Genomic DNA, 24031 nt, shown 5'->3' with positions numbered 1-24031 from the left:
CGTGATTTAAGAGTATTTTTTTTGAGCAACCAAGAATCAATACGTTGGCATCATAATTCACAAAAGTGTCATTTAAGTTGGCAACTTTAGGGAAGTTTTTGGGTGTGAATTTGTATTTTGTTGCATATAAAAAAGCCCAGTACAAACTGAGCTGACCATTCTATTTCTGGTTACTTAGAGCTATTTGGTTTGCTTTTAAATTGCTTAATGCTTTTCTTTTTAGCTGTTCTTCGATTGGCCATTTTATCTTTAGGTGGACGCTTGCGAGCGGTCGTTTCAGATGCAGGTTTGTCGGTAACCGGGAAACCCTCTAATGGTTGCAGCACTAACGGCTTATTGGTCAAGGTGCGAATCGCATTGAGGTAGTCAGTTTCGCTGTGGCTAACCAGAGAGACCGCGCAGCCAGTACTTCCTGCTCTTGCTGTACGACCAACGCGGTGTACGTAAGTTGCTGAGTGAGAAGGTAATTCGAAGTTAATTACGACAGGTAACTGATCAATATGAATGCCTCTAGCCATCACGTCTGTCGCGATAAGCACACGAGTCTCGCCATTTTTGAAACTTTCTAATGCTTGCTCTCGTTCTTCTTGGCTCTTATTTCCATGTAACGCACTCACACTGATTTTGGCTTTATTCAATCGTTTGGTTAATGCATCGGCATTGTCTTTTGCGCCAATAAATACCAATACTTGCGGCCATGTGTGTTGATTGAGTAGTGCGATGAGCGCTTGAGCTTTACTGCCTTTGTTCACTAAATACAGGGTTTCTTCAATAGTCGCGACCACGCTGTTTTCTTGATGTGTCGTGACTTTAACTGGATTTAAAAGAAGCTCTTCAGCTTGCCCTACTAATTCGGGCGGAAGTGTCGCAGAGAACAACAGTGACTGACGTTTGCTCGGTAGTGCTGAAGTAATCGCTTGAACATCTGGCCAAAAGCCCATGTCGATCAGGCGGTCGGCTTCATCAAGAACCAATGATGAACACTGAGCGACATCCAGTTCATCACTTTTGATTAAAGCAAGTAAGCGGCCCGGTGTGGCGATGGCTAATTGTGGTTTAGTCGATAATTGTTGCTGTTGATCATCAGTATTTACGCCGCCCGTTAGCGTTACCAATTTGATATCAAGCGCTGTTGCGATCGGCTCTAAAGATTTGGTCACTTGAGATGCAAGTTCACGGGTTGGAACAATGATCAGTGCTTGAAGTTCATTCACATCTTGGTTGATGTTATTCAGTAACGGTAAGCCAAACGCCAATGTTTTACCGCTGCCCGTTTGAGCCAATGCAAGTACGTCTTTCCCCGCAATAATGGTAGGAATTACCGCTTGCTGTATCTCTGTTGGCTTATTGAATTGAGATGGGAGCGCGGAGACGGTTTTTGCGTTAAGGGTTAGGCTAGCAAATGACATAAATGAACCAAGTATCAAAAGGGAGGTGGAGTCTAACAGGGCTACAAATGTTAGAGAATCAGTTTTGTATGTTAGACGATAAACACATTCATTATACGCGCGAATTATGTCTGTTAGCTATACGCGATAATTAAGCGTTTATCATATTGTAATGGCACTGAATGGACGTACAATGTCCGCCCTAAAAATGTTCATGAAATGAGATCGAAATGAGTTGGGACAGTATCTGGCTGTTTATCGTTATCGTGTTTTTTATTGCCATTATCCCGGGCCCAAATGCGCTGTTGGTATTAAGCACAGCCTTAACTCAAAGGAAGCTGTTCGCATTTGTGAACGTGTTGGGCGTGTCATGTGGTTTCTTTTTTCATGCCTTTATCTCGGCTAACGGCATAAGCTTATTACTGTCGAACACTCCCATGGCCTTTGAAGGGCTAAAGTGGGCTGGGGTTTTGTATCTTGGCTGGCTTGGGTATAACCATTTTCGTGCGGCGCTGCGCGCTCAAGAGGGCGTGCTCTCTGTGGTCAGTGCATCGGGAAGTAAGCTTTATAAGCAATTTTTCAAAGGGCTTCTCACTAATCTACTGAATCCTAAAATTGTCCTGTTTTATCTTTCTATATTCCCTCAATTTGTTTCAACAGATGCGATTGTGACAGACAGTTTGATACTTGGTGCAATTCAAGCGTCAGTGGTGTCGATGTGGTTCTTAGTTGTGATCTTAATGGCGGATACCTTTAAGCGCTTGTTAGTTCAAAAGCGCACCTCGCAAATGATGAACATTGTGTGTGGGATTCTATTCGTGGGCTTCAGCATTCAGTTGGCATTGTTTCAGCTTTAGGGTGCGATGCGAAGAATTGGGTTTTTAGCTATTGGTTCAGTTCATTTCCGGCTTAGTTCTCGTTTCCATCTTAGTTTTCATTTCCGATTCAGTTCTCATTTTTTACTGAATGCTAAGCAATCAGTGTTTCTCTGTATAAATCTCTAAAGCATTAGCTCGGGAAGTCGATATAATTATTAGCTATCAATTTGGTGAATGTGTTTATTTGAGACCAATTGAAGCTACAGCCTATTGCTTGACCGAAATAACAGAGACAGGGAGTCACCAATGCGTGAAGATTCATTCACCCAGAAACGCAAATATTACCGCTTAAAGTACCCTCAAAAGGCTCGTCCGGTGATGCGAATTAAGGATGAGCTTTTTCATGTCAGCGAAGTTTCTGAAAAGGGTGTACGCCTGATGATGCGTAACATCATTCCGGTTTATCGTGGCTTTTCAATGGCCGGCACCTTGAGGTTGCATGACAACAACAGTATCGATATTAGCGGTGCTGTATTGCGACAAGAAGGTGACGAAGTGATCGTTCAGTTATCACAAGGTCCGAGCTTCAAAGATATGGTGTCTGAACAACGCCACATTAGGCAAAGATACCCAGTGTTTTTTGCTAGCCTCAGAGTGGCATAGAAAGCTTTTAAAGTTAGATGCCTTAAAGTCCAAGTCACTCATTCAGATCCGATATCAAAAAGCCCAGCACTTTCACAAGTGCTGGGCTTTGCTATATATGTAAGCAAACTAACTATACGGACAAACCAAGGCGCTTAGCCTGTCTATGGTTCGTTTTATAGCTCGTCTACTGTTGCCCAAACCGCTGCTAGCATGTCGTGACCAAATGCAACACTGCGCTCTGGAGACCAGCCGTAAAGTTCGTCAGCGTGGCTGATGTGATCTTTAAACGGCATCTCGACAGTGTAAGCCAGACATTTGAACTGATCGCCGATCCAGTTTGTGCCGACGGTCATATTTGCTTTGCCCGGTTCGTCTTTATCGTAACCAAATTCATCTTGGAATTCTGGCGTGATAGTCAGAAGCGCTTGTTTGAAGTGACTCTCCAATTTTGCAATGCGCTCGTTGTATGAAGGTGTGCCTTCGCTACCTGCAACAAAGTTATATGGAATCGCTTCGTCGCCATGAATGTCTAGGCACAGATCAACGCCAGTTTCTAGCATGCGCTCGCGCACAAGGAAAACTTCAGGGCTGCGTTCTAGAGAAGGTGATTGCCATTCGCGGTTAAGGTTTACACCAATCGCATTAGTGCGCAGGTGACCACGGATGCTGCCATCTGGGTTCATGTTCGGTACAACGCGGAACACAACGCTGTCTAGAAGAGAGCGACCGACTGTGTCTGTCTCATCAAGCAGGCGTTGCAGCAGACCTTCGATTAGCCATTCAGCCATAGTCTCGCCTGGGTGTTGGCGACCAATAACCCAGATGTTTTTCTTCTCTTCACTTGGCTCACCAATGGTTAGCAAGGTGATGTCGTTGTTGTCTAGCGTGTGACCTAGAGTTTCAAGCTTACAAGCCGGGTGCGTTTGAGCACTGTGCAGAAGATCTTGGTGACGATCGTATGAGTACGGCGCAAAGTAGGCGAAGTACATTGAATCGTGTTCAGGGATGATATCAAAGCTTAATGTATCGCCATCGAACTGAGATGGAATACGGAACCACTCTTCACGGTCATAAGATGCTACAACATCATAATCTTTCCACCCATCAGGGTAAGCAGATGTTGCCAATTGGCCGATTTCAAAGTGGTGAGCTTGTTGAGCTTCACTTTCTAAGCGGAAGTGAAACCACTGAGAGATTTCAGTTTGGTAGTCTGCTGGGATCGTCAGTTGAATGTTTTGTGGTGAATCTGCAGAAACGACGTGAATGTTGCCGCTTTCGAAATTGCTGAAAATTTTCATTGTAGTTTTTATCTCGTAGTTGAGTTGCCGTAAGACTAGCACACTTTTTTTCGAGCAAACCACTAACTAAATCGTAATGAGATGTTATTTCAACTATCTACTTTTTAGTTCTCTACTTTGAGCAGTACTTCCTATCTATCGACGCTGACAAGTTGTACACCCACGACAGGCTGAACGTGTGTGGCGATCTAACTTGCTGCGTTGAACCTTACAATAAGCGTTTTTCAGCGCTCTTCTTCCTGAGAACCAATCATCGGGTTTTGATAGGATCAGATAACCATTAAAGCGTTTCACAAGCTCGACTCTATTTTGGTTGATGAACTTGCTATCAAACCCAATTTCGAAGTAATCAAGCGCTTGTTCAATCGAGGTGAAACTCGCCATTTTTTGTTGGAATTCTGTTTGGTTCATTGAGTGAGGAGTTTATGAAAAATAGATAGCCAATATTGTAATAGATTTACAATTTACTTCTTTGACTTAGAAAGCCGTTTTGTCTCGTTGATGTTGGATTAATCAATAATGAATATTTAACCGCTGCTTCTTATTTGGTGGGTGATTGTATCTGGTGGGGAATAATTTCGTGAAGTGACCTTGGGTTCTCATAAAGGTTCAATTTTTGTTCCTCAGAATGCGATTTATGATCCAAATCAAACTGATCTACCCCTAAAGTACTATTCTGATCTTAATTGTAACCAATTGTTGAAGATGATTAAGAATTATGACAATAAAAAAACGTTATATCGCACTAATAGCGGTGGTTGGTATAGGTATTGGCTGGTTAACCTTAGGGGGAACTGCAGCCGTTATGCACTATACATCGAGCACTGAGTTTTGTGTTTCTTGCCACACAATGGAAGCACCCCACAAAGAATACCAAGGTTCTGTACACTTCAGTAACGCAAAAGGCATTCGAGCTGAATGTGCCGATTGCCACATTCCAACTGATCCGATTGACTACGTGATCACCAAAGTAAGAGCGTCCAAAGACATCTACCACGAATTTATTTCAGGTAAGATAGACACGCCTGAGAAATATGAAGCACACCGTGAAGAGATGGCTGAGACAGTTTGGGCTCAATTCCGCGAGAATGACTCAGCGACTTGTCGCTCTTGTCACGAATTCGATGCAATGGAAGAGTTCGAGCAATCTCGTGATGCAGCAAAAATGCATGCTTATGGTCGTGAAAATAACCAAACGTGTATCGATTGTCACAAAGGCGTTGCACATTTTGCTCCTGAAGCTCAGCTAGATAGCAAAGCGTTCGATACCCTGATCGCATTTACGAAAAACACGCCAGCAGATGCGAAAGTGGTTTACCCAGTAACCGATATCGCAATGGGTGACTTCGGCAGTGTAAACCCAACAGCAGAACTGCAAGTGGTTAAGGCTGAAGGCGACAACCGTACTGTGACTTTGAATGCATTCCAAATGAAAGGTGCAGAGCAAGTGCTTTACTTCGGTGAAGGCCAACGTGCAATCGTTGCGACATTGACAGACAAAGGTCAAGAAGCACTGACTACTGGTGACTATAAAGCCGATGCTTACGGTAACGAGTGGCGTTCAGTTGCGCTAACGGGTGATATCACTTCTCCAGTTGTCGATAAACTAGACCCAATCTGGTCTTACGCAGAAGAGTTGGACAACGTTTACTGTGCAACGTGTCACGCGAAAATTCCTTCAAACCACTTCACTGTGAATGCTTGGGGACCTGTTGCGAAAAGTATGGGCGACCGTACAGACATTTCTGAGCAAAACCTTGAGCTGCTGACTAAGTACTTCCAAAACCACGCGAAAGACGTTGTTGGTCACTAAAGAGAATTAGAAGGATAAAATTATGACTAATATGACACGTCGTGGATTTATGAAAGGCACAGGTATTACAGCTGGTGCGTTGGCATTCACATCTTTGACGCCGATGAGCGCAATTGCTTCGGACAAACGTGGTTCTGGTGTTCTAACATCAGGTCGTATGGGACCAATGCTGTGTGAAGTGAAAGATGGCAAGTTAGTGTCGACGACGAATGCACTGGCACAAACGGTTCCAAATAGCCTGCAGACCACAGGCCCTGATCAAGTACACACCAAAGCGCGTGTTAAGTACCCTATGGTTCGTAAAGGCTACTTGGCTAACCCATCTGCACCTGAAGGTGTACGTGGTAGTGATGAATTTGTTCGTATCTCTTGGGATGAAGTGTACAAATTGATTCACCAACAACACTCACGTATTCGTCAAGAGCACGGTGCGGAATCTGTATTCGCAGGCTCTTATGGCTGGCGTTCAAGTGGTGTTCTGCACAAAGCGCAAACGCTTCTACAACGTTACATGAGCATGGCTGGTGGTTACTCTGGTCACTTAGGTGATTACTCAACAGGTGCTGCGCAAGTTATCATGCCGCACGTTGTGGGTTCGATTGAGGTGTATGAACAGCAGACGACTTACCCAGTTATCCTTGAGCACAGTGATGTGGTGGTACTTTGGGGCCTAAACCCAATTAACACCTTGAAGATCGCTTGGAGCTCAACCGACTGTGCAGGTCTTGAGTTCTTCCACCAGTTGAAGAAGTCGGGCAAGACAGTGATTGCGATTGACCCAATGCGCTCTGAGACTATCGAGTTTTTTGGTGACAACGCAGAGTGGATTGCTCCTCACCCAATGACTGACGTAGCCATGATGATGGGTATCGCACACACGTTAGTGAAACAGGGCAAGCACGATAAAGAATTCTTGGGTAAATACACAACAGGTTACGACGTATTCGAAGCTTACTTGATGGGTAAGGAAGACGGCGTAGAAAAATCTGCTGAGTGGGCGTCTGAGATCTGTGGTGTGCCAGTGAAGCAGCTTGAGCTACTTGCGGATATCTTCAGTAAGAACCGTACTATGCTGATGTCTGGCTGGGGTATGCAGCGTCAACAATACGGTGAACAACGTCACTGGATGTTGGTTACGCTAGCGACAATGCTAGGTCAAGTTGGCTTGCCTGGTGGTGGTTTCGGTCTTTCTTACCACTACTCAAACGGTGGTAACCCTGCTCGTGATGCAGGCGTACTTCCTGCGATTTCAGCGTCACTTGGCGGTGGTTCTTCGGCGGGTAACGATTGGGCTGTTTCAGGATCTGTGAACGCATTCCCTGTAGCGCGTATTGTTGAAGCGCTAGAAAACCCGGGTTCAAGCTACCATCACAATGGTCACAACCTAACGTTCCCAGAGATCAAAATGATCTGGTGGGCAGGCGGTGCGAACTTTACTCACCACCAAGATACCAACCGCTTGATCAAAGCTTGGCAAAAGCCTGAGCTGATTGTTATCTCAGAACCTTACTGGACAGCAGCAGCTAAGCACGCGGATATTGTTCTGCCAATTACTACATCGTTTGAACGTAATGATATGACGATGACGGGTGACTACAGTAACCAACACTTAGTGCCAATGAAGAAAGTGGTTGAGCCACAAGGTGAAGCTCGTAACGATTTCGATGTATTTGCGGACATGTCTGAGTTACTTGCTCCGGGTGGTCGTGATGTGTACACCGAAGGCAAGACCGAGATGGAATGGCTGTATGGTTTTTACAAAACCGCACAGCAAGGTGGTCGTGGTCAGCGTATCGTAATGCCTAACTTCAGCAAGTTCTGGGAAGATAATCAGTTGATCGAGATGAAGTGGAACGAGAAGAACGCACAGTTTGTTCGTTACGCTGATTTTCGTGAGAACCCAATCATGAACCCACTAGGTACACCAAGTGGCAAGTTCGAGATATTCTCAAGAACCATTGAAGGTTACCAACTAGATGATTGCCCTGCACACCCAACTTGGTTAGAACCAACAGAGTACACAGGCAACGCTAAAGATGGCGAACTGCAACTGATGACAGCGCACGCCGCGCACCGTCTGCATAGCCAGTTCAACTACGCGAAGATCCGCGAAGAGTATGCGATTGCAGACCGTGAGCCGATTTCAATTCACCCTGAAGATGCGAAAGCTCGAGGCATTAAAACGGGTGACTTGGTTCGTGCACATAATGGTCGTGGACAAGTATTGGTGGGTGCATTAGTGACGGATGGCATCAAACAAGGCTCTGTATGTATCCATGAAGGCGGTTGGCCTGATTTAGATAAAGACACAGGTCTATGTAAAAACGGTGGCTGTAACGTGCTTACGTTGGATATCCCGACTTCTCGTTTGGCGAATGGCTGTGCTGCAAACTCTGCGCTTGTGAAGATTGAAAAATACACAGGTCCAGTATTAGAACTCACGGCATTTGATCCACCTAAAAACGGCTAATCTTTAACAAGTAATAGCTAACTGAATGAAGCCAGCCTAATCGCTGGCTTTTTTTGATCCTTTTCTTGCGACGAAGACTATTACTCAGTGTCGGCTAGACAATCCATAATAATCAATGACATCTAAGCGAGAAATTAACTCATGAATCGAATCAATCCAAAGAAACTACTTCGCAGTAAATGGACGGCCGTTAGCCCTGTAAAGAAAGAAAAACACTTTATGGTCACAGAGGTCGAGTTTGAAGAAGGGGAGGTTATTCGTTGTTTGATAGAAGCGGTGATGACCAAACGAGAGGAAGACATCAACTGGCGGGATCTCACCGACAAGGATCATTGGCTTCCCGGTTGGAAATAAGGATAGGAAGCAGGGAGCAGTCGGTCACCTCTACTTATTTCTAATTACCCGCTGCTGCACGGCCTTGCCAGTATTTAAGGCCTTCTAAGACACCCTCAGCATGTGTTGCTCTACTCGTGTATACGTTGTCTCTATCCGATAGGTGAGCAACCTCTGGGTAATGGTTAGCAACCAGTATCGAGTTTACGCCTTCAATGGTGAGCATTGAGGTGTCGTTAGCTGAGTCACCTGCGACGCACACTTCTGCAACGCTCAAATCGTGTTGTTCGAGTAGGTGGTGAATCGCAGTCGCCTTGTTAACGCCTTTTGGTGTGATATCTAAGTACCAATCATGAGAGTAAGTAAGGTGAACATCTAATCCGTGCATCTCCAAGCTAGATTCAATCAGTTCGTGTTGAGGCTCTGAAAGCTTTCCTTCAAAGGTGATCTTGTAATCGCCTTGATGGTTTTCTATGCGCTCACCCATAAAATCAAGGGGGGCGAGAGCCGTCTCTACCTTTGATTTGTTCCAAGAAGCTTCCAGTTGGTTATGCCAAACATGGTCTGGTTTTTGGGAATGAACATGATGAATTTTGGTGCCCACATCGCTAATAATACTGTGTGGCTTCGGGTAGTTATCCGATTCTAAACCCATTCGAATCGAAGGTAATGTTCTTCCTGTCGCGATGATAAAGCGAATATCAGGTTGTTCTGTGAGGTAATCAAATAGCTGGTTAACACCGTGAGATGAGCCTCCATCAAGCGTACCGTCAAAGTCACACACCAACATTTTTATCATTCGAATTCCTTGTCTTTTTCTCTATTTCGTCACGGGAAAATGCTTATTTCTTTTATAAAGAATGGCTCAGCAATGAGCACTCTACAAGTTGAAGTTCAGCTTAGATAATCACCAATTGGCAGTTTGCAGCAAGTATCACAGTTGGTGTGACGTATTAAAATTCTTGGTTGAAAAGGTTGATTTCAACTCGCTGACTTTAGCCGGTTGACCTTTGGTTTTTAGGTAGAGATTGAGAGTTGATCTTATATTTTTTATCGAGCGAACTTTCGCCTCGGAAACATCATGAAAGCTTAATAAATAGTTCGTATTCGAATTGTTTGTGCACGAACTAATTATGGCTTTTGTTGGTTAATTCAGCCTATTAATTACTCTAATGTAAAATTAATATTCAATAATCTACGACTACGTAATACATAATATTGGCCGTACGCTTATCTAATTTATCCCTTTTATTATCAGTGACTTGCTTTGTTTTTGCTTATTTTTTGGTCTTGTTGTTGCTGGTCTGGTTTCAGTCTGTTGCCTTGTTTTACCGAGCGAAGAACCTTGATGTTCATGATGTACAACGCCAAACGCTTTGTTCATTGTCCAACTCGCGGTAAGAATGTAACCGCCGTCTGTGTGCTCTTCCCATTTTACATCGGTGTAATCAACGTCTTTGAAACCTTGGTCGATGATGTTTTGCCAAAATGCTTGAATCGCTTCATGACCTTCAAAAGTACCAAATGGACGCGCTTCCATTACACAGCTTTTAGTATATTGATCGGCACAACCTTTCGCATCTTGGTTGTTGAAAGCCTTTTGCCACGCGTTAATGCCTTGCTTACATGCTTCTAAAATTTGGTTGTCTAACATTGTCTTTCTCCATAACAGTCTTGCTTCGAGCACTGTTTTTTTGATTTGGTATCTCGATAAGTTGAATTGAGTTTAGTCTTGGAAATTGATTTGAAAAACAGAGATAATAGAAAATACTGTTTGTAAAAAGAGAACAATAAAATGAGTAAGCTAAAGCAGATGTCGATTTTCGCTCATATCGTAGAGCAGGGTTCAGTCTCGGCTGCGGCTGAAAAGTTAGAGTTGTCTAAATCTGTCGTCAGTCAACATCTCAAAATTCTAGAACAAGAGTTAGGCGCCTCTCTCCTTAAACGCACAACACGAAGACAAACTTTGACAAGCATGGGTGAGCGCTTTTATTTGAGTTGCAAAGACATCAATGTGATCGCTGAATCGGCTTGGGATATGGCAAAAGCCGAGCTAGAAGAGCCACAAGGCCGGATTCGTATCACAGCTCCGAATGCCTTGATGGATTTATTGGTAGCGCCTGTTATTGCCGATCTGATGAAACAATATCCGAAGTTAAAGCCAGAACTGATAAGCGACGATCAGCATTTAGACTTCATGGAGCACGATATTGATCTCGCGGTACGAGTGGGCAGTTCTCGTGACAGTAACTTAAAGCAGAAGAGGTTAGGTGAGTTTAAAGATGTGTTATGTGGCGTTGAAAGCATGCGTGAACGTGAGCTTGAATCGATTCCTTACATTGCAAACTCTTGGCAGGGAAAGCAGGTGACTCATCATTTTAGTTCTCAAACTGAGCAGGACTTTGTCTACCAACAGCAAGCTAGTTGCGTCACCAATTCGTTCCACAGTTGCCTTGCACTGATTAAATCAGGTGTTGGTATCGGTGTGATTCCAGATTTCTGCATTCCTCAGTTATTTGGTGAGGTGGTCGACATGATGCCAGCATTTCAACTACCGACCAACACGGTTTATGCGCTAAACCCATTCGCTTCAAATACGCCTATCGCTATCAAGCTGTGTATCCAAGCGTTGGAAGAAAAGCTTAAGCAGAATTTAGTATAAGCTTTCTATCGTTGGTAAAATCCGGTGCTTAACCATATTTACTAATAAAAGAAATAACATGTTTATTACTCAGTAATTCGATCTTGTCGATAGTCAGTACGCAATAGCGGTAGTTTTTGTTTTTGAAGGTGATGTTCGACTTTTGTTCTGTTGGTTCTGAAAACTTCCATATTTCAAATCCGATGTTCTTCATAAGTTCCAATGCACTTGGGTTCTTTATGATCATGGAATACTTTTTAATCTTAGTATTTCTTGCAAGAAGCTTCATATCGGAAATCAGGTTCGCAATAGATTGTTCACGCTTCTCAGAGTGACCGCTAACCACAATGTAATTTAAGTTATGATTAGAATCTAAAGAGCAGGCTTGCTTAATATGTAGATGTTTATTTTGGTATTGCTCGAATACCTCTTCGTTGAAGAAAAAACCTAGGCTATGACTAACAATATCGCCATTAACATCGACCATTTTTCTGCCATGCGCCTTTTTTTCACTGCAATAGAGAAACAGGTCGATAGTATCAAGAGCTGAAGGATCCACCTTTGTATATTGTGAAATCAGCTTTATTCTATCTATTACTGATTTGTCATTCTGATCTGTCATTAGTGGCATGATCTGACAGTCGCAGCCTTCTTCTATTTCCCCTTTAGTGATAGACGATATTCGGCTTTGAAACGAAAAGAACCTCTCACGAAGGAAGTCTTCAAGTAATGCACTGTCTTCGTTATCTTCTGAATCAAAGGATTTCAACGTTGTATACAAGTCCAGACCAAGGCAGTCCAGTAGCTTTAGGGCTTTGTAATTACTTGGCTTTACTTTGCTATTTTCCCATCGATTTATCGTTACGACATCTACAGAGCTGAATTCATCATCTAAGTGATTAATGTATGCCGCAAAATCCTTTTGCGTTAACTTCAATTTCTTGCGCGCTTCGCGCAGTAATTGCGGAAATTTCATCATGGTAGAATATTCATCTTTGATTAGTGACATTACGTTCCGATTCGTCAGATAGTCTATTTTATCAATCGTTAATATACAGTAGCTATAATATTTATTTTTGAATGTAATATTACATTTTTTAGCAGAAGGTTCTGAAAATTTAAATACTTCAAACCCCACGCCCTTCAAGAGTTTCATCATGTTGGGGTCTTTTACTAAAACAGAATATTTTTTAATGTTTTTGTTCTGAGAAAGTAACTGTATATCTGAAACTATATGCTCAATAACATGATCTTTTGTCTCTGAGTGTGAGCTTATATTAAAATAATTTATGCTTTTGCTTGAATTTAAAGAGCAGGCCATTCTTAGATCTAACTCTTGAGTTTTTAATGTTTCAAATTGATGGTCTTCAAAGAAAAAGCCTACGTTGTGACTCACAATGTCACCATTTACATTGATCAGTTTGTGACCATGTGCTTTTTTCTCACAGTAGTAGAGATATAAATCAATTTGGTCCAATGGCGAAATATCGACTTTTGTGAATTTAGAAAGTAGTTTGATTCTGTCGATAACGCCAGTGTCACACGGCTCTGACATTAAAGGCCGTGACTTAAAGTTGCGTTTGCCTTGTTGTTGATTCAGGCCTGATAGAGCTGAAATTCTACTTTGAAATGAGCCATAGGATTCGTTTAAAAACAGTTCGATTAGTGTGTCTTTTTGTTCGGATTTAAAGCTCTTTATTGTCTCAAACAAATCTCCGCCAAGGTACTGTAAGATCTTGAGTGCTTTGTATGTACTAGGCTTTACCTTACTGTTTTCCCAACGATTTATCGTTACGACGTCAACCGCATTAAACTCGTCGTCCAGCTGATTTAAGTAGGTTGCAAACTCTGTTTGTGTAAATTGAAGTTCCTTTCTGAAGTTACGTAACAACTGTGAAAACTCACTCATTAAAACATTAACCTTCTGATAATTAACTCAATGTCTTGATTCTAATTTAGACATCAGATTCTCTATTTAACATCTTCAGTAATTTGTTTTTTACAGATGTTAATTGTTCGGATTATTTGAACTGTATGTTGCGCATGTCCCTAATAGGCTAAGTGCCAAATTAGTGACGTCAAATCTATGGCTTTTTGCCTAGACACTTGTCAATCTACTGTGAAGTGCGCGTTAATGTTCAGATACAACCTTGCCTTTTTCTTATCTATTTTATTGATTCCATTTGCCTCCTATGCGGACACAACGGGTCTTGTTATGGATCTGTCTGTTGACAGCGCGTCTTACGACAACGACCAAGAGGTGGCTTATACGCTTGTTTTAACGAATGAGTCGGATAAAGCTATTGCTGAGTTGGACGTTAAGGATGAGCTGTTAAATATCTTAACGACAGATGACCAAGGGAATAATGTCAGCGCGTTCTCGCAAGTCTCGACTCAAGCGCAATCCTCCTTCCTGTCATCTCCAGGTGATTACAGTCGCTTCGGAAACTTAGATGCATCAGGTGTGCGTATTGCGGCTGGTGGGTCAGTGACCTACACCATGGTCGCCACCGTTTCTGCTAACGCAGCCGGTACGATTGATAACTTCGCAAGTGCGAGCACTGGACTATTGGATGCTGTTGAATCAAATACAGAATCCATTCAGCGTGGTGTGTATCAACATGATGTTGTTGTTTCGGTCGATAAAGCGAACTATCAACTCAATAACAAACTCACCTATAAGATTAAGGTTTCGAATACTGGCGATACGTTTATTCAGGCGCTCGACGTTCAAGATATCATTTCAGATATAAAGGCACTCAATATTGAAGGGGCTTTGCAACAAGCTTTTACTGACAACGTTAACTCTGCCACCAAGGTTGAAGGCAGCAAAAGCGATCCAGGCACCTTCGCCGAATCAGGGGACTTATCAGTAAGTGATGCGTCGATTGATATAGGCGGTTCTGTGACTTACGAAATTAAAGCGACCGTTGCCGACAATTTAGTCGGCGACATCGTTAATGACGGTATAATCGCTGAAACACGCGATGACTTGGTCACAGTTGATGAGGTTATCACTCCACCCACTGAGCCTAGTATCACCCTGACACATACCTTGAACCAATCGGATAACTACCTAGTCGACGATGAGTTTTCCTATACGGTCACGGTTGCTAATCAAGCAAACACTGGTATCGCGTACCATTATTCGGTTCAGCAGTTTCTTGCGGATCTTGAAACCGATCTAGGCAACGATGTCAGCAACGAAAAGAACGCAACTGACACGGTTGGTAACCCTTACGATTTTTGGACCAATGAAGTGACCTCGATCGGTTCTAATAGCCTTTCTGAACTCAATGCATCTGGAAAGGAGTCCAACAAGTCACTAGAAGACAAAGTGTCTATCTATCCCGGTGAGCAGATTGTTTATTCCGTTGTGGTGGACGTTAGCCCTGTGTCTATTGGTCAAATTCCCCAAGTTGCAGCCCGAGTGGTTGATGCTGATGGCCACGCAGATTCTGGCGATGCTTTGGCCAATATTCTCGATTCGAAAGACGTTCTGACGACGTCATCAAGTCAAATTACACGTAATAAGAACACCACAGATACGACTTATGTTCCGGGGATAGTCGGTGATAACGAAGTGGTCTATGACATTGTTATTTCTAACAAGGACACAGAGTTCTTCGCCAACGATATCGAAGTTGTCGATAAATTTGCTTGTATCGTGACAGAGCAAGCGGATGGCTCTAATGCTTCAGCATTTTCCGAGTGGAAGCTTGAAGTCGCTGATAGAAGTGGTGAAGGATCGAATTATGGTTCATTTAATTACAATACTTGGACAACAAACGACATCAATTTGAAAGTCGACCTCGCACCTGAGGGCTTCGTTCATTATAAGCTGACCGCAAAAGTGGCAGACACCAGTGTGGGGCAGATTGTTGATGATGGTACCGATGCCGGCTTGTGCTTAGGGGATAATTTAGGCGAGTCGGGTTCTGGCGTCCAAATGCCAAACTCGAAATTAAAGGTCCAAAAGGAAGTGGATTCTCGTTACTACTCAGCTGGCGGTACCCTGAACTACGACATCACGGTAGAGAATAACGGTGACGGCTATGCGATTGATATACCGGTTTATGATGATTTAGTCTCTGTCATGACTCAGTCTATTAATGATACACCGACTAAAGCGTATTTGAGCTGGATTATTACTGCGAAATCTTATGCCTCTGACGGCTCAATTTCGACAAACAGTGATCCCGGCTTTACTGATGACATAGAAGGTAATCAGAAGAATCAAAAGATCTTAGATGTGAAGGCAAAGCTAGCTCCACACGATAAGCTCGTTTATAGCATTGCCGCGATCGTAAACCCCATTGCCGATGATGAAATCCGTAATGAAGTGACGGTTGACAGCGTACTTTATTCCGATAGAGGCTCATACCCACGAGATTACTACTTAGTATTGGATAAGCGTGTTGATGGTCATGACGAACAAAACGCGTATACCGACACCACCAATACTGTCACTTATACGATTAGCATTACCAACCCAGCAGGGAACGGTTTCGCCTCTAACATCAATGTTAAAGATGAAATCAGTACCATAGAAGCAGAGTTACTTCACGAGCCGGGTGAAACCAAGCCCGTGTTCTCTTCGTGGACGATCAGTGCAGAAAGAGAGGCAGACTCCCCGTGGGTGAAAGCCGTGACTGACCCTGGATCGTTCTCGGATAACAATGATCTGGATGCCACCGCTCAGCTCCCGCCAGGTGCGACGATTACTTATACCATTGTTGGGACACTCGATCGCAGTGTCGACAGTGAGATTCTTTGGGGAGCATTCACCAATACCGCAACAGTGACGGGACCAGATACTAATCTATCGGATACGGTACGTACCTATCCTAGCGAGCCGAATCTTGTAGTCGCTAAGACCGCTCAAAATACCGACTTTGTTGTAGGTGAGCGCGCTACGTTCGATATTTATATCTATAACCGCGGTGTTGGCTATGCAAATGACGCAACGGTACAAGATAGTATTTCAGCGCTTAACTTCTTTAATAGTTGGACAATTGTAGGTTCGACCAACACAGATAAACCGGGTTCTCGTTACGGTGACATTGCTAACGACACTGACATCGATACCGACGTTGATATCACTCCCGGAGGGTGGGTTCACTATGAGGTGAGCGGCATTGTTAAGTCTGACTATGAAGAAGAACAAGTATCGAACCGTGTTGATGTTTACGATCCTATTACAGACCGTGACCACAGCTCTTCCGCTCAAATAGATAACTCACACAGTACCTATGACATCAATGTTTCATTAGCCAAAACGACCGATGTTGTCCGCTACACGCCGGGTGAAGATCTCACCTACACCATCGTTATTGGCAATAACAGCGACACTGATGAGACCGATCTTATCTTCATGGATCGCCTGAGTGAGATCACTACTACGCTAGCGAATGATAAAGATGGTGAAGTAGAAGATGTTCTTAATCAAAACCCGTTTGACTATTGGTCTGTTGATACTGGCTCTGGTTTCGGCCCTCAAACGACTGAAGATGTGGAGTTCCCAGTTTCAATTCCGGCCAAAGACTTTGTCACGGTGCGTATTAAGGCGCATGTCAAAGACAATGCGGTATCTAACGGTGTAGCGGACAGAGACGGCGGCATAATCCGCAACGAAGCCGTGCTGATTCATGATGATAATGCCGGTTGTACTGACGATTGTGAGTATGCCAAACGTGCCGTGGCTGAAAACCATCAGGTACATAATAACGGCGGCGTTGTTCGCACTACTAACATTAACCGCTACTCTCCGGGAGATGAGTTGACTTATACCATTAGGTACAACTCTCAAGATGGACATGGTTATCGAAACAACGTAGACGTTAACGAACTGATTAATGACATATCAGTGGAGCTACAAGATGGCAATTCAGGTAATCCATTTTTCGATGATTCGGTAGGTTCAAACAAGTTTACGGTGGCGGTTGCTAAGAGCGATCCTGCGAACGCGGGTACAACAGATGGTACCAAAGACGGTGATGTTGCGAACGACACTGACATCGTAACCTCGATTGATATCGATGCTGGCGAAGACGTGACTTACACAGTAACAGGTACCGTAAGACCGGATGCGGTCGGTGATATTCATTATCGAGATACCGTCGTGATTCCCGATGACTACCATTTAGATTTTGATAAAACGACTGATGAAGCGGTGTACGAGCCCGCTCAAACCGTGACCTATCACTTAGTGATTGAGAATGACGGCAAAGGTAACGCTCACGATATTCCAATCGTCGATAACCTCGAAGATATTACGGTCAGCTTAGTGGATGGTAATACAGGACCAGCGTATTCAGATTGGACCATCACATCGATCGCAACTGGAACTGATTCTGAGTATGTGGATGCGGGCGCAGGTGCTGGCAATGTTTACACATCAACCAACAGTAACCTAAATGTTGAAGCCGATATTCCGATGGGCGCTAAGCTTGAGTACCAAGTTGTTGCGACCATCAATGACAAAGCCAATGGCGATGTTGTTAACGTTCTAACCGTCGATGGCGACACGATATCTCATAATATTTCGCAAACTGGTCGCAAAATTGATTACGAAAAAAACATTCTGGCTTACTACGACACGGATGGTAATGAGTTGGTTGGTGCTACCAATTACATGCCTGGCGGCTACATCGAGTATGAAATCCTAATCGAGAACATCGCATCGGCGCACGTTGATGACATTAGCCTGCGTGATGATATCGACCAGATAACGACTCAATACTACGATGGAACTCGCGGTTCGGCGTTTGATAGTTGGACGATTGAAACTTTCGCTGATGGATCGGGGATTTCAGATCCTGATGTAGATAACTCGATTAAAGACAATCAACCGATTGATACGCACTTTGATATATCGGCAGACAACTTTGGCGGTGTAGTATTGTCATCGTTTGTGCGTTACGTCATCAAGGCCAAAATCAGTCCGAAAGCAGTAGGTTCTTTCACTAACCGAGCGTACATCGATGAAGATGACGGAAATGAACTAATTGCCGTATCTCCACCTGCAAAGATGGCTGAGCCTGAAATTTCGTTCTCTAAGAAAGCATTTTATGACGCAGGCCTCTCCTCGGCAAAGACTGAGTATTCTCAAGTCGCTGGTGAAAGTGAGGTTTACTACCGAGTTCAAATTAAGAACACGGGTAATGGTATTGAGTATGGTTCTCGCCTAGAAGATGCGATTTCGGAAATTCAAACTCGTATTGCAGAAGACAGCACCACTTCAGGTGGTGATCCTGTTGGACAACCGTTCTTGGCTGGCTGGGAAGTTAGCCTAGATAAAACGGCTGCGACAGGCTCTATTACCGACGCGATTGACTTTGTTCCGGGCAATAACATCAATATTGATAACGAAATTGTTATCGCGCCTCAAGAAAGCCTAACGTTCACTATTCATGCTCAAATTCGTGAAGATGCATTGGGTGACATTCAAAATAAAGCGACGTATGACGGTAGTGCTCGAACAGCGAATTTAATGCCGCTTGAAAATAATACCAGTGTTGAAAAACGTGTGGTGTCGATCAACGGCAACCCGTTCAATGATGGTGATACCTATCTTCCGGGTGACGAAGTTGAGTATGAATTTGTAGTCACAAACCCTGAAAACGGTTGGGCGAATGATATTCAGATCAAAGACACAATCACAGACATTCAAGTCGAAGTGATTGGCGGTAAAACGGAATCCGCTTTTGTTTCTGGCGATATAATCCATGAAGTCAGCAATGGTATTGATGCCAACATTGATACCTATGTACCAAGCTACAACACCAGTGGCAACCTTGATATTGAAACCGATATTGCAGCGGGAGAAGTGCTGACCTTTAACTTAACCGGTGTCGTTCGTGACGACGCTTTGGGCACGATTGATGCGAACCAAGTGACCGCAGGAAGTGACTCTGCAACGTCGCAAGTGATACCACCTAAAGATGCTGAACTCGATTACTTCAAAACCTTGGTGTATACCGATGGTGAATCGGCAGGGTGTTCTGTTCCTTCAAACGATGGCAGCGGTTGTACTTACGCACCACGTGGTGATGTTGAGTATCAAGTTACGTTAGATAACACAGGCGATAGCATCGCAAATGACGTGAGCGTTATTGATGCGATTCACACCATTAAAACCGAAGATGGCGATGATGCGTTCTCTAGCTGGACAACGGCTATTGCGGTTGAACCTGTTGGCACTTATGACGTGCAAGGTAACTACAACGGTAGCGTACCATTGAATGCAACTGTCGATCTTCGTCCTGGTGAGCGTATTGTGTTTGACGTGAAAGGCACCGTGTCGACTTCAGCGACAGGCACTATTACCAACACGGCGCAAGTGAACGGTGATAACACCAACGACATCGTACTTGATCCGGGCCGCTCGAATATCCTGATTGATAAATGGACGGATACGCCTGAGTACGTGCCGGGTGGAACAGTGAATTACTACATCGACATCACCAATGACGATGTGGATTCTGGCCTGTTTTCGATTCGTGACATCATCAGCGGCTTTGAAGTCGAAACCGTCGACGGCTCAATGAAAACGGCATTGACAGAATGGACGGTTGATTACGATGTGCTTTATAACTCGGCGCCGTCAGACCCTGACGCTAATGATTTCTCAGAGTTAGATAAGCTAGTTGGTCAAAACAGTCCTGACATCGATTTACCTGTTGAATCGATCAAGATGGCAGGGCGTGACGATGCCGGTACGGGTGGCGGTGATAAGTACACAGTTGTCCGTATTCACGTTCAAGGCAAGGTTCGTGATGATGCGATTGGGCGCTTTACCAATACGGCTTATCTACGACATGGTTTGGACGATTCGAAGATCGCTCGCTTACGAGAAGGCTTTATCACTCCGAAGTCGGGTCAATTGGTTCTAACCAAAGAAACGACGCCAATTGCAGAACCTGATGCTAAGTATCAACCGGGTCAACCTATCTCATACAAGATCACCGTGGCTAACACAGGTGAAGGTTACCTTGTCGATCAAGTCCTGACGGATCGCATCGATACCATCATGACAGAGGTGGCTAACAGCCCAGATCAAGAGCAAGCGTTGACAGGTAATTGGATCATTAGCGACGAACAGCTTGATGGCAGTGGCGCTCCAGCCCTGAACGCTCGCAAAGATGTGGTTAATAACGCACAGGGTTATAGTGCGACTTACAGCATTCACCCGGGTGACAGTTATTCATTTGTCGTGACCAACACTGTTAATGATAAGGCCAAAGGCGAGATCACTAACGTCGTTAAAGTTGATAGCGACGACGGTGAGCACTCTGCAGACGCGACCTACATTCCAGAAGATGCGCAAGTTGAGATCACTAAAGATGTCGATAAAGCAGAGTACCTTCCGGGAGAAACACTTCAGTACACCGTGACTGTTAAGAATAACGGCTTAGGTTGGGCTGAAGATGTTGCTATTGAAGATGCGCTGAAGTCGGTTGAAACCACGATTGCAGGTGGTACGACTGAACAAGCTTTTGACCCTGCTTCAATCCAAATATCGGCGGTATCGACAACCGGTGAAACCCCAGTACCGGATGCAACCCGTGGTGAAGACCTTCATGAGACGCTCGATATTGCGCCTCAAGACAGTATTGTTTTCACTATTCAAGTTGCGACTAATCCGTTGGCGACAGGCGATATTACTAACATCGCATCAGCGACCTTTGACGGCACAACATTTGATGACAGTGCTACCAGTACACCAGTGTTGGCGACGGTTTCGGTCAAGAAGACGGTTGATACGCCATCGTATGAAGTAACCAAGCTGATTAACTACGACATCACCGTAACCAACAGCTCTGATGCGTTTGCATCTGGTGTTCAACTTCAAGACATCATCAGTGACATTCAAGTCGACACGACCGCGGATAAACAAGAGTCGGCATTCCTACTATGGGAAGTGAGCTTTGACGCCTCGGATGATCGCTCTGTTGTCACTCCCAAGACGTTCGACTTGAGTGAAGATATCGATGTGAGTATGGATGTGGCGCCACAAAGTACCGTGACATTCCATGTTAAGGCGTTGATTCGTACGACGGCGATTGGCGATATCAGTAACACGGCAACCATCACTTATAACGGAACACCACAAGACTCAACGGTAGTCATGACACCGAAAGACTCTGAGTTTGTTGCGACGAAAACTAACGTACAAACCGAGTATGAGCCGGGTGGTGAGCTGGAATTCTTGATTACCATTGAAAACACCTCTAACAACTACATCAGCGATTTAAGTGTTGTCGATGACATGAGCACGATAGAGGTGGGCTATTACGATGGTACCACTGGGCCTGCTTTTGTTGCTGGAACCACTTCTTTGGTTGTTGAGTCAACCACGGTAGGAACGACGACGGAGCAAATTAGCCCGATTGAGTACAGTGTGGATATTGCACCGCACGGCACAGTTGTGTTCCGCTCAAAAGGCACCGTAGTCGATACCGCGACCGGACACATCATTAATACTGCGCAAGTAGATGGCGGCGATGTTATCAGTCCTCCAGTTCAAACAGTTGCGGCTGTGGTTCAAGCTGAGCTGTTTACCGATGCCCCGTATTACGTGCCGGGAGAGCAGGTTGAGTATCACTTAGTGGTGCAAAACATAGGCCGAGGTATAGCCAAAGATGTCGCGCTTTACACCCAGTTCTCTGAATCCATGGGTGATCATATTGATGGTAATTTTAGTAATGCGTTTGATGAATGGACACTAACGGCAACATCAGAAGGGGCTGAAACTCAACCTGGCACCTTTGATGACGACAAAGACCTGTTCACCTTGGTCGACATATCGCCGGGCGGCAAGATTGATTACACGTTCACATTGACGGTCAACGAAGACATGCTGACTAATATCGATGTGCTTGGATACTACCTCGACTTAACTGGTAGCCCAGCGATGCGCGCTCGTTCTAAAGGCATGTTGGCCTCTGAAACCTCGATGCAGGCAGTGGCAGATCAAGTATCTGCTTTGGATTTGCCGCCAGTGGGTGCTGATCTGGTTGTTGAAAAACGTTCTGATAAGCCTGAATACACCGAAGATGACGACAGTGTCACTTATTACTTAGCCGTGACCAACAACGGTCAAGGTAACGCGGCTAATGTTCGTCTAACCGATGAGATCAGTGGACTACAAAACAGCACAGGTAATAAAGTCTTTATCGATTGGACAATTGAAGGTGTGGAAGTCGACGACTCAGGCGCGGTTATTCAGCGTCATTCTTTCCCGTCGAATAAAGACTTAGACACTACCGTTAACCTGAAATCCAACAAACGAAATGCTTACGCGTTTGAGGTCGTGGGTACGCTAGGTAAGGGCTTGGATGACGACATTACCAATACCTTTACGGCGACCGAATCTGACGGTACCGAAACCAGCGACAGTGTAACTACTCATATCAAGAAGATTCCTGATAATTCTGGAGAGTTGGAGCTGACCAAGTCTGCGTTGCAAGATACCGCGCAAGTGGGTGATGCGGTTGAGTACGAGATCATCGTTGAGAACAACAATGAATCTTACTTTAAGAACGTGACTGTGGAAGACCGTTACCCAGGTGGTCTGAAATACATCGTGGATACATCAGAAGTTGTGCTAAGCGGCATTGATGGTGAGTTCGGTACGGAAGACGATCAGGTTATCTCTCAAGATCCATCAGATACGGGCAAGTTAATGTTCACATCGTTGAACTTTGATCCGGGCGAGAAGCTGCGTATTCGTTACTTATTGCGTGTCTCGGTAGGTGCCACTTTTGGTGATTACATCAACACCGCAGTAGCGAAGGTTGATGGCTCGGCTGTTTCTAATGAAGACACCGCCAAAGTGACCATTGAGCCGGACAAGGTGTTCGATACCTCATCGATCATCGGTAAAGTTTTTGAAGATCATAACAAAGATGGATTCCAAGCTGATGCAACCGCGTTTGATGTTGAGCTAACTGCGAACTTAGCAACACAAGGCTACATCGCTGATTCGACGCACATCATTCGTGATGGTCAAGACGTTGCTATTCAAGATGGTGCGATAACCACTGCACTTGAACAAGGTTTGGAGCTTGGTGACCTTTGGGGACATTCAGTGAACCGAACACTGCCAGAAACCAGCAAAGTGGTGATTCAATTTAAAACTCGCACACAGCAAAGCTTTGATTTCTACGTCACAACCGATGCGGGCTCTCGTATCGAGTTCGACGCACAAGGTCAGATTCAGTTTAAGCATGAATCGGACAAGAAAAAGGGACTGAGCGCGGAAAACCTCAATGTAACCAGAAACCTATATCGCGATGGCGAGGATTACCTGTGGGAAATCGTTATCGAGAACAAAGGTATTTACGAAGATGGTATTCCGGGCGTTAAGTTGATGACGGTTGAGGGAATCGTTATTTACACAGACCAGTACGGTCGTTACCACGTGCCCGACCAATGGGTACTCAATAAGAAAGGTAAGAACTTCCTCGTGAAGTTGGACACTGATTCGCTCTCCACCTCCATGGAAGTGGTGAGCGAAAACCCAAAAGTGTTGCGAATTACCCCGAACAAGCTCACCAAGTTCAACTTTAGCGTTCATCGCAAAGACCAACAAAGTGAACAGAAGTAAGCCATTGGAACCGTA

Annotated in this window: 13 protein-coding genes; 7 read left to right on the top strand and 6 right to left on the bottom strand. The window is 44.4% G+C overall.

The window, feature by feature from the left end; all coding sequences use genetic code 11:
- Nucleotides 1-170 precede the first annotated feature (170 nt).
- Nucleotides 171-1409, bottom strand: a complete 1239-nt coding sequence (locus tag AB4263_RS00685) for a DEAD/DEAH box helicase (RefSeq protein ID WP_371725014.1) — start codon at nt 1407-1409, stop codon at nt 171-173.
- A 209-nt stretch (nt 1410-1618) separates the two neighbouring features.
- Between AB4263_RS00685 and AB4263_RS00680 the strand changes: the two genes are divergently transcribed.
- Both AB4263_RS00680 and AB4263_RS00675 read left to right on the top strand, forming a co-directional pair.
- Nucleotides 1619-2245, top strand: a complete 627-nt coding sequence (locus AB4263_RS00680) for a LysE family translocator (protein ID WP_372097188.1) — start codon at nt 1619-1621, stop codon at nt 2243-2245.
- A 267-nt stretch (nt 2246-2512) separates the two neighbouring features.
- Nucleotides 2513-2869: a hypothetical protein gene (locus tag AB4263_RS00675; protein ID WP_017060329.1), complete on the top strand. Its 357-nt coding sequence runs from the start codon at nt 2513-2515 to the stop codon at nt 2867-2869.
- 155 nt (nt 2870-3024) lie between these two features.
- Here the strand turns inward: AB4263_RS00675 and AB4263_RS00670 are convergent, their stop codons facing one another.
- Nucleotides 3025-4149, bottom strand: a complete 1125-nt coding sequence (locus AB4263_RS00670) for a M14-type cytosolic carboxypeptidase (RefSeq protein ID WP_372097186.1) — start codon at nt 4147-4149, stop codon at nt 3025-3027.
- 135 nt (nt 4150-4284) lie between these two features.
- Nucleotides 4285-4560 (bottom strand): nitrogenase-stabilizing/protective protein NifW, encoded by a 276-nt coding sequence (locus tag AB4263_RS00665; RefSeq protein ID WP_050645067.1) that lies wholly within the window; start codon nt 4558-4560, stop codon nt 4285-4287.
- Between the two features lie 307 nt (nt 4561-4867).
- On the opposite strand from AB4263_RS00665, the gene AB4263_RS00660 reads away from it, so the two are divergent.
- The 3 genes from AB4263_RS00660 to AB4263_RS00650 all read left to right on the top strand — a co-directional run bounded on the left by AB4263_RS00660 (nt 4868) and on the right by AB4263_RS00650 (nt 8786).
- Entirely contained in the window at nt 4868-5962 is a 1095-nt protein-coding gene (locus AB4263_RS00660; RefSeq protein ID WP_372097184.1) for a NapC/NirT family cytochrome c, read from the top strand.
- 22 nt (nt 5963-5984) lie between these two features.
- The gene (locus AB4263_RS00655) at nt 5985-8432 is read left to right on the top strand and encodes a molybdopterin guanine dinucleotide-containing S/N-oxide reductase (protein WP_017060333.1); all 2448 of its coding nucleotides are present in this window, start codon (nt 5985-5987) and stop codon (nt 8430-8432) included.
- A 141-nt stretch (nt 8433-8573) separates the two neighbouring features.
- Nucleotides 8574-8786, top strand: a complete 213-nt coding sequence (locus AB4263_RS00650) for a TIGR02450 family Trp-rich protein (RefSeq protein WP_017068050.1) — start codon at nt 8574-8576, stop codon at nt 8784-8786.
- A 40-nt stretch (nt 8787-8826) separates the two neighbouring features.
- Here the strand turns inward: AB4263_RS00650 and AB4263_RS00645 are convergent, their stop codons facing one another.
- Both AB4263_RS00645 and AB4263_RS00640 read right to left on the bottom strand, forming a co-directional pair.
- Complete coding sequence (locus tag AB4263_RS00645; RefSeq protein WP_050053016.1) at nt 8827-9564, bottom strand: HAD-IIB family hydrolase; 738 nt, start codon at nt 9562-9564, stop codon at nt 8827-8829.
- A 435-nt stretch (nt 9565-9999) separates the two neighbouring features.
- Nucleotides 10000-10419: a nuclear transport factor 2 family protein gene (locus AB4263_RS00640; RefSeq protein ID WP_347232041.1), complete on the bottom strand. Its 420-nt coding sequence runs from the start codon at nt 10417-10419 to the stop codon at nt 10000-10002.
- Nucleotides 10420-10560: 141 nt separating this feature from the next.
- Between AB4263_RS00640 and AB4263_RS00635 the strand changes: the two genes are divergently transcribed.
- Nucleotides 10561-11427: a LysR family transcriptional regulator gene (locus AB4263_RS00635; protein WP_372097181.1), complete on the top strand. Its 867-nt coding sequence runs from the start codon at nt 10561-10563 to the stop codon at nt 11425-11427.
- A gap of 28 nt (nt 11428-11455) precedes the next feature.
- Here the strand turns inward: AB4263_RS00635 and AB4263_RS00630 are convergent, their stop codons facing one another.
- Nucleotides 11456-13315, bottom strand: coding sequence for a helix-turn-helix domain-containing protein (locus AB4263_RS00630; protein WP_372097179.1), 1860 nt, complete (start codon nt 13313-13315; stop codon nt 11456-11458).
- 306 nt (nt 13316-13621) lie between these two features.
- Between AB4263_RS00630 and AB4263_RS00625 the strand changes: the two genes are divergently transcribed.
- A complete protein-coding gene (locus AB4263_RS00625) occupies nt 13622-24016 on the top strand; it encodes a hypothetical protein (RefSeq protein ID WP_372097207.1) in 10395 nt (3464 codons plus the stop codon).
- Nucleotides 24017-24031: the final 15 nt, after the last annotated feature.

The organism is Vibrio sp. 10N.261.55.C5, from assembly GCF_041470505.1.
Taxonomy (GTDB): Bacteria; Pseudomonadota; Gammaproteobacteria; order Enterobacterales; family Vibrionaceae; genus Vibrio; species Vibrio crassostreae_C.
This window is presented reverse-complemented; position numbering and strand designations above follow the sequence as displayed.

Bases quoted from the DNA above. Each gene is read 5' to 3' on its own strand.
- AB4263_RS00685 (WP_371725014.1), bottom strand. From the start codon at position 1,409: ATGTCATTTGCTAGCCTAACCCTTAACGCAAAAACCGTCTCCGCGCTC.
- AB4263_RS00680 (WP_372097188.1), top strand. From the start codon at position 1,619: ATGAGTTGGGACAGTATCTGGCTGTTTATCGTTATCGTGTTTTTTATT.
- AB4263_RS00675 (WP_017060329.1), top strand. From the start codon at position 2,513: ATGCGTGAAGATTCATTCACCCAGAAACGCAAATATTACCGCTTAAAG.
- AB4263_RS00670 (WP_372097186.1), bottom strand. From the start codon at position 4,149: ATGAAAATTTTCAGCAATTTCGAAAGCGGCAACATTCACGTCGTTTCT.
- AB4263_RS00665 (WP_050645067.1), bottom strand. From the start codon at position 4,560: ATGAACCAAACAGAATTCCAACAAAAAATGGCGAGTTTCACCTCGATT.
- AB4263_RS00660 (WP_372097184.1), top strand. From the start codon at position 4,868: ATGACAATAAAAAAACGTTATATCGCACTAATAGCGGTGGTTGGTATA.
- AB4263_RS00655 (WP_017060333.1), top strand. From the start codon at position 5,985: ATGACTAATATGACACGTCGTGGATTTATGAAAGGCACAGGTATTACA.
- AB4263_RS00650 (WP_017068050.1), top strand. From the start codon at position 8,574: ATGAATCGAATCAATCCAAAGAAACTACTTCGCAGTAAATGGACGGCC.
- AB4263_RS00645 (WP_050053016.1), bottom strand. From the start codon at position 9,564: ATGATAAAAATGTTGGTGTGTGACTTTGACGGTACGCTTGATGGAGGC.
- AB4263_RS00640 (WP_347232041.1), bottom strand. From the start codon at position 10,419: ATGTTAGACAACCAAATTTTAGAAGCATGTAAGCAAGGCATTAACGCG.
- AB4263_RS00635 (WP_372097181.1), top strand. From the start codon at position 10,561: ATGAGTAAGCTAAAGCAGATGTCGATTTTCGCTCATATCGTAGAGCAG.
- AB4263_RS00630 (WP_372097179.1), bottom strand. From the start codon at position 13,315: ATGAGTGAGTTTTCACAGTTGTTACGTAACTTCAGAAAGGAACTTCAA.
- AB4263_RS00625 (WP_372097207.1), top strand. From the start codon at position 13,622: ATGGATCTGTCTGTTGACAGCGCGTCTTACGACAACGACCAAGAGGTG.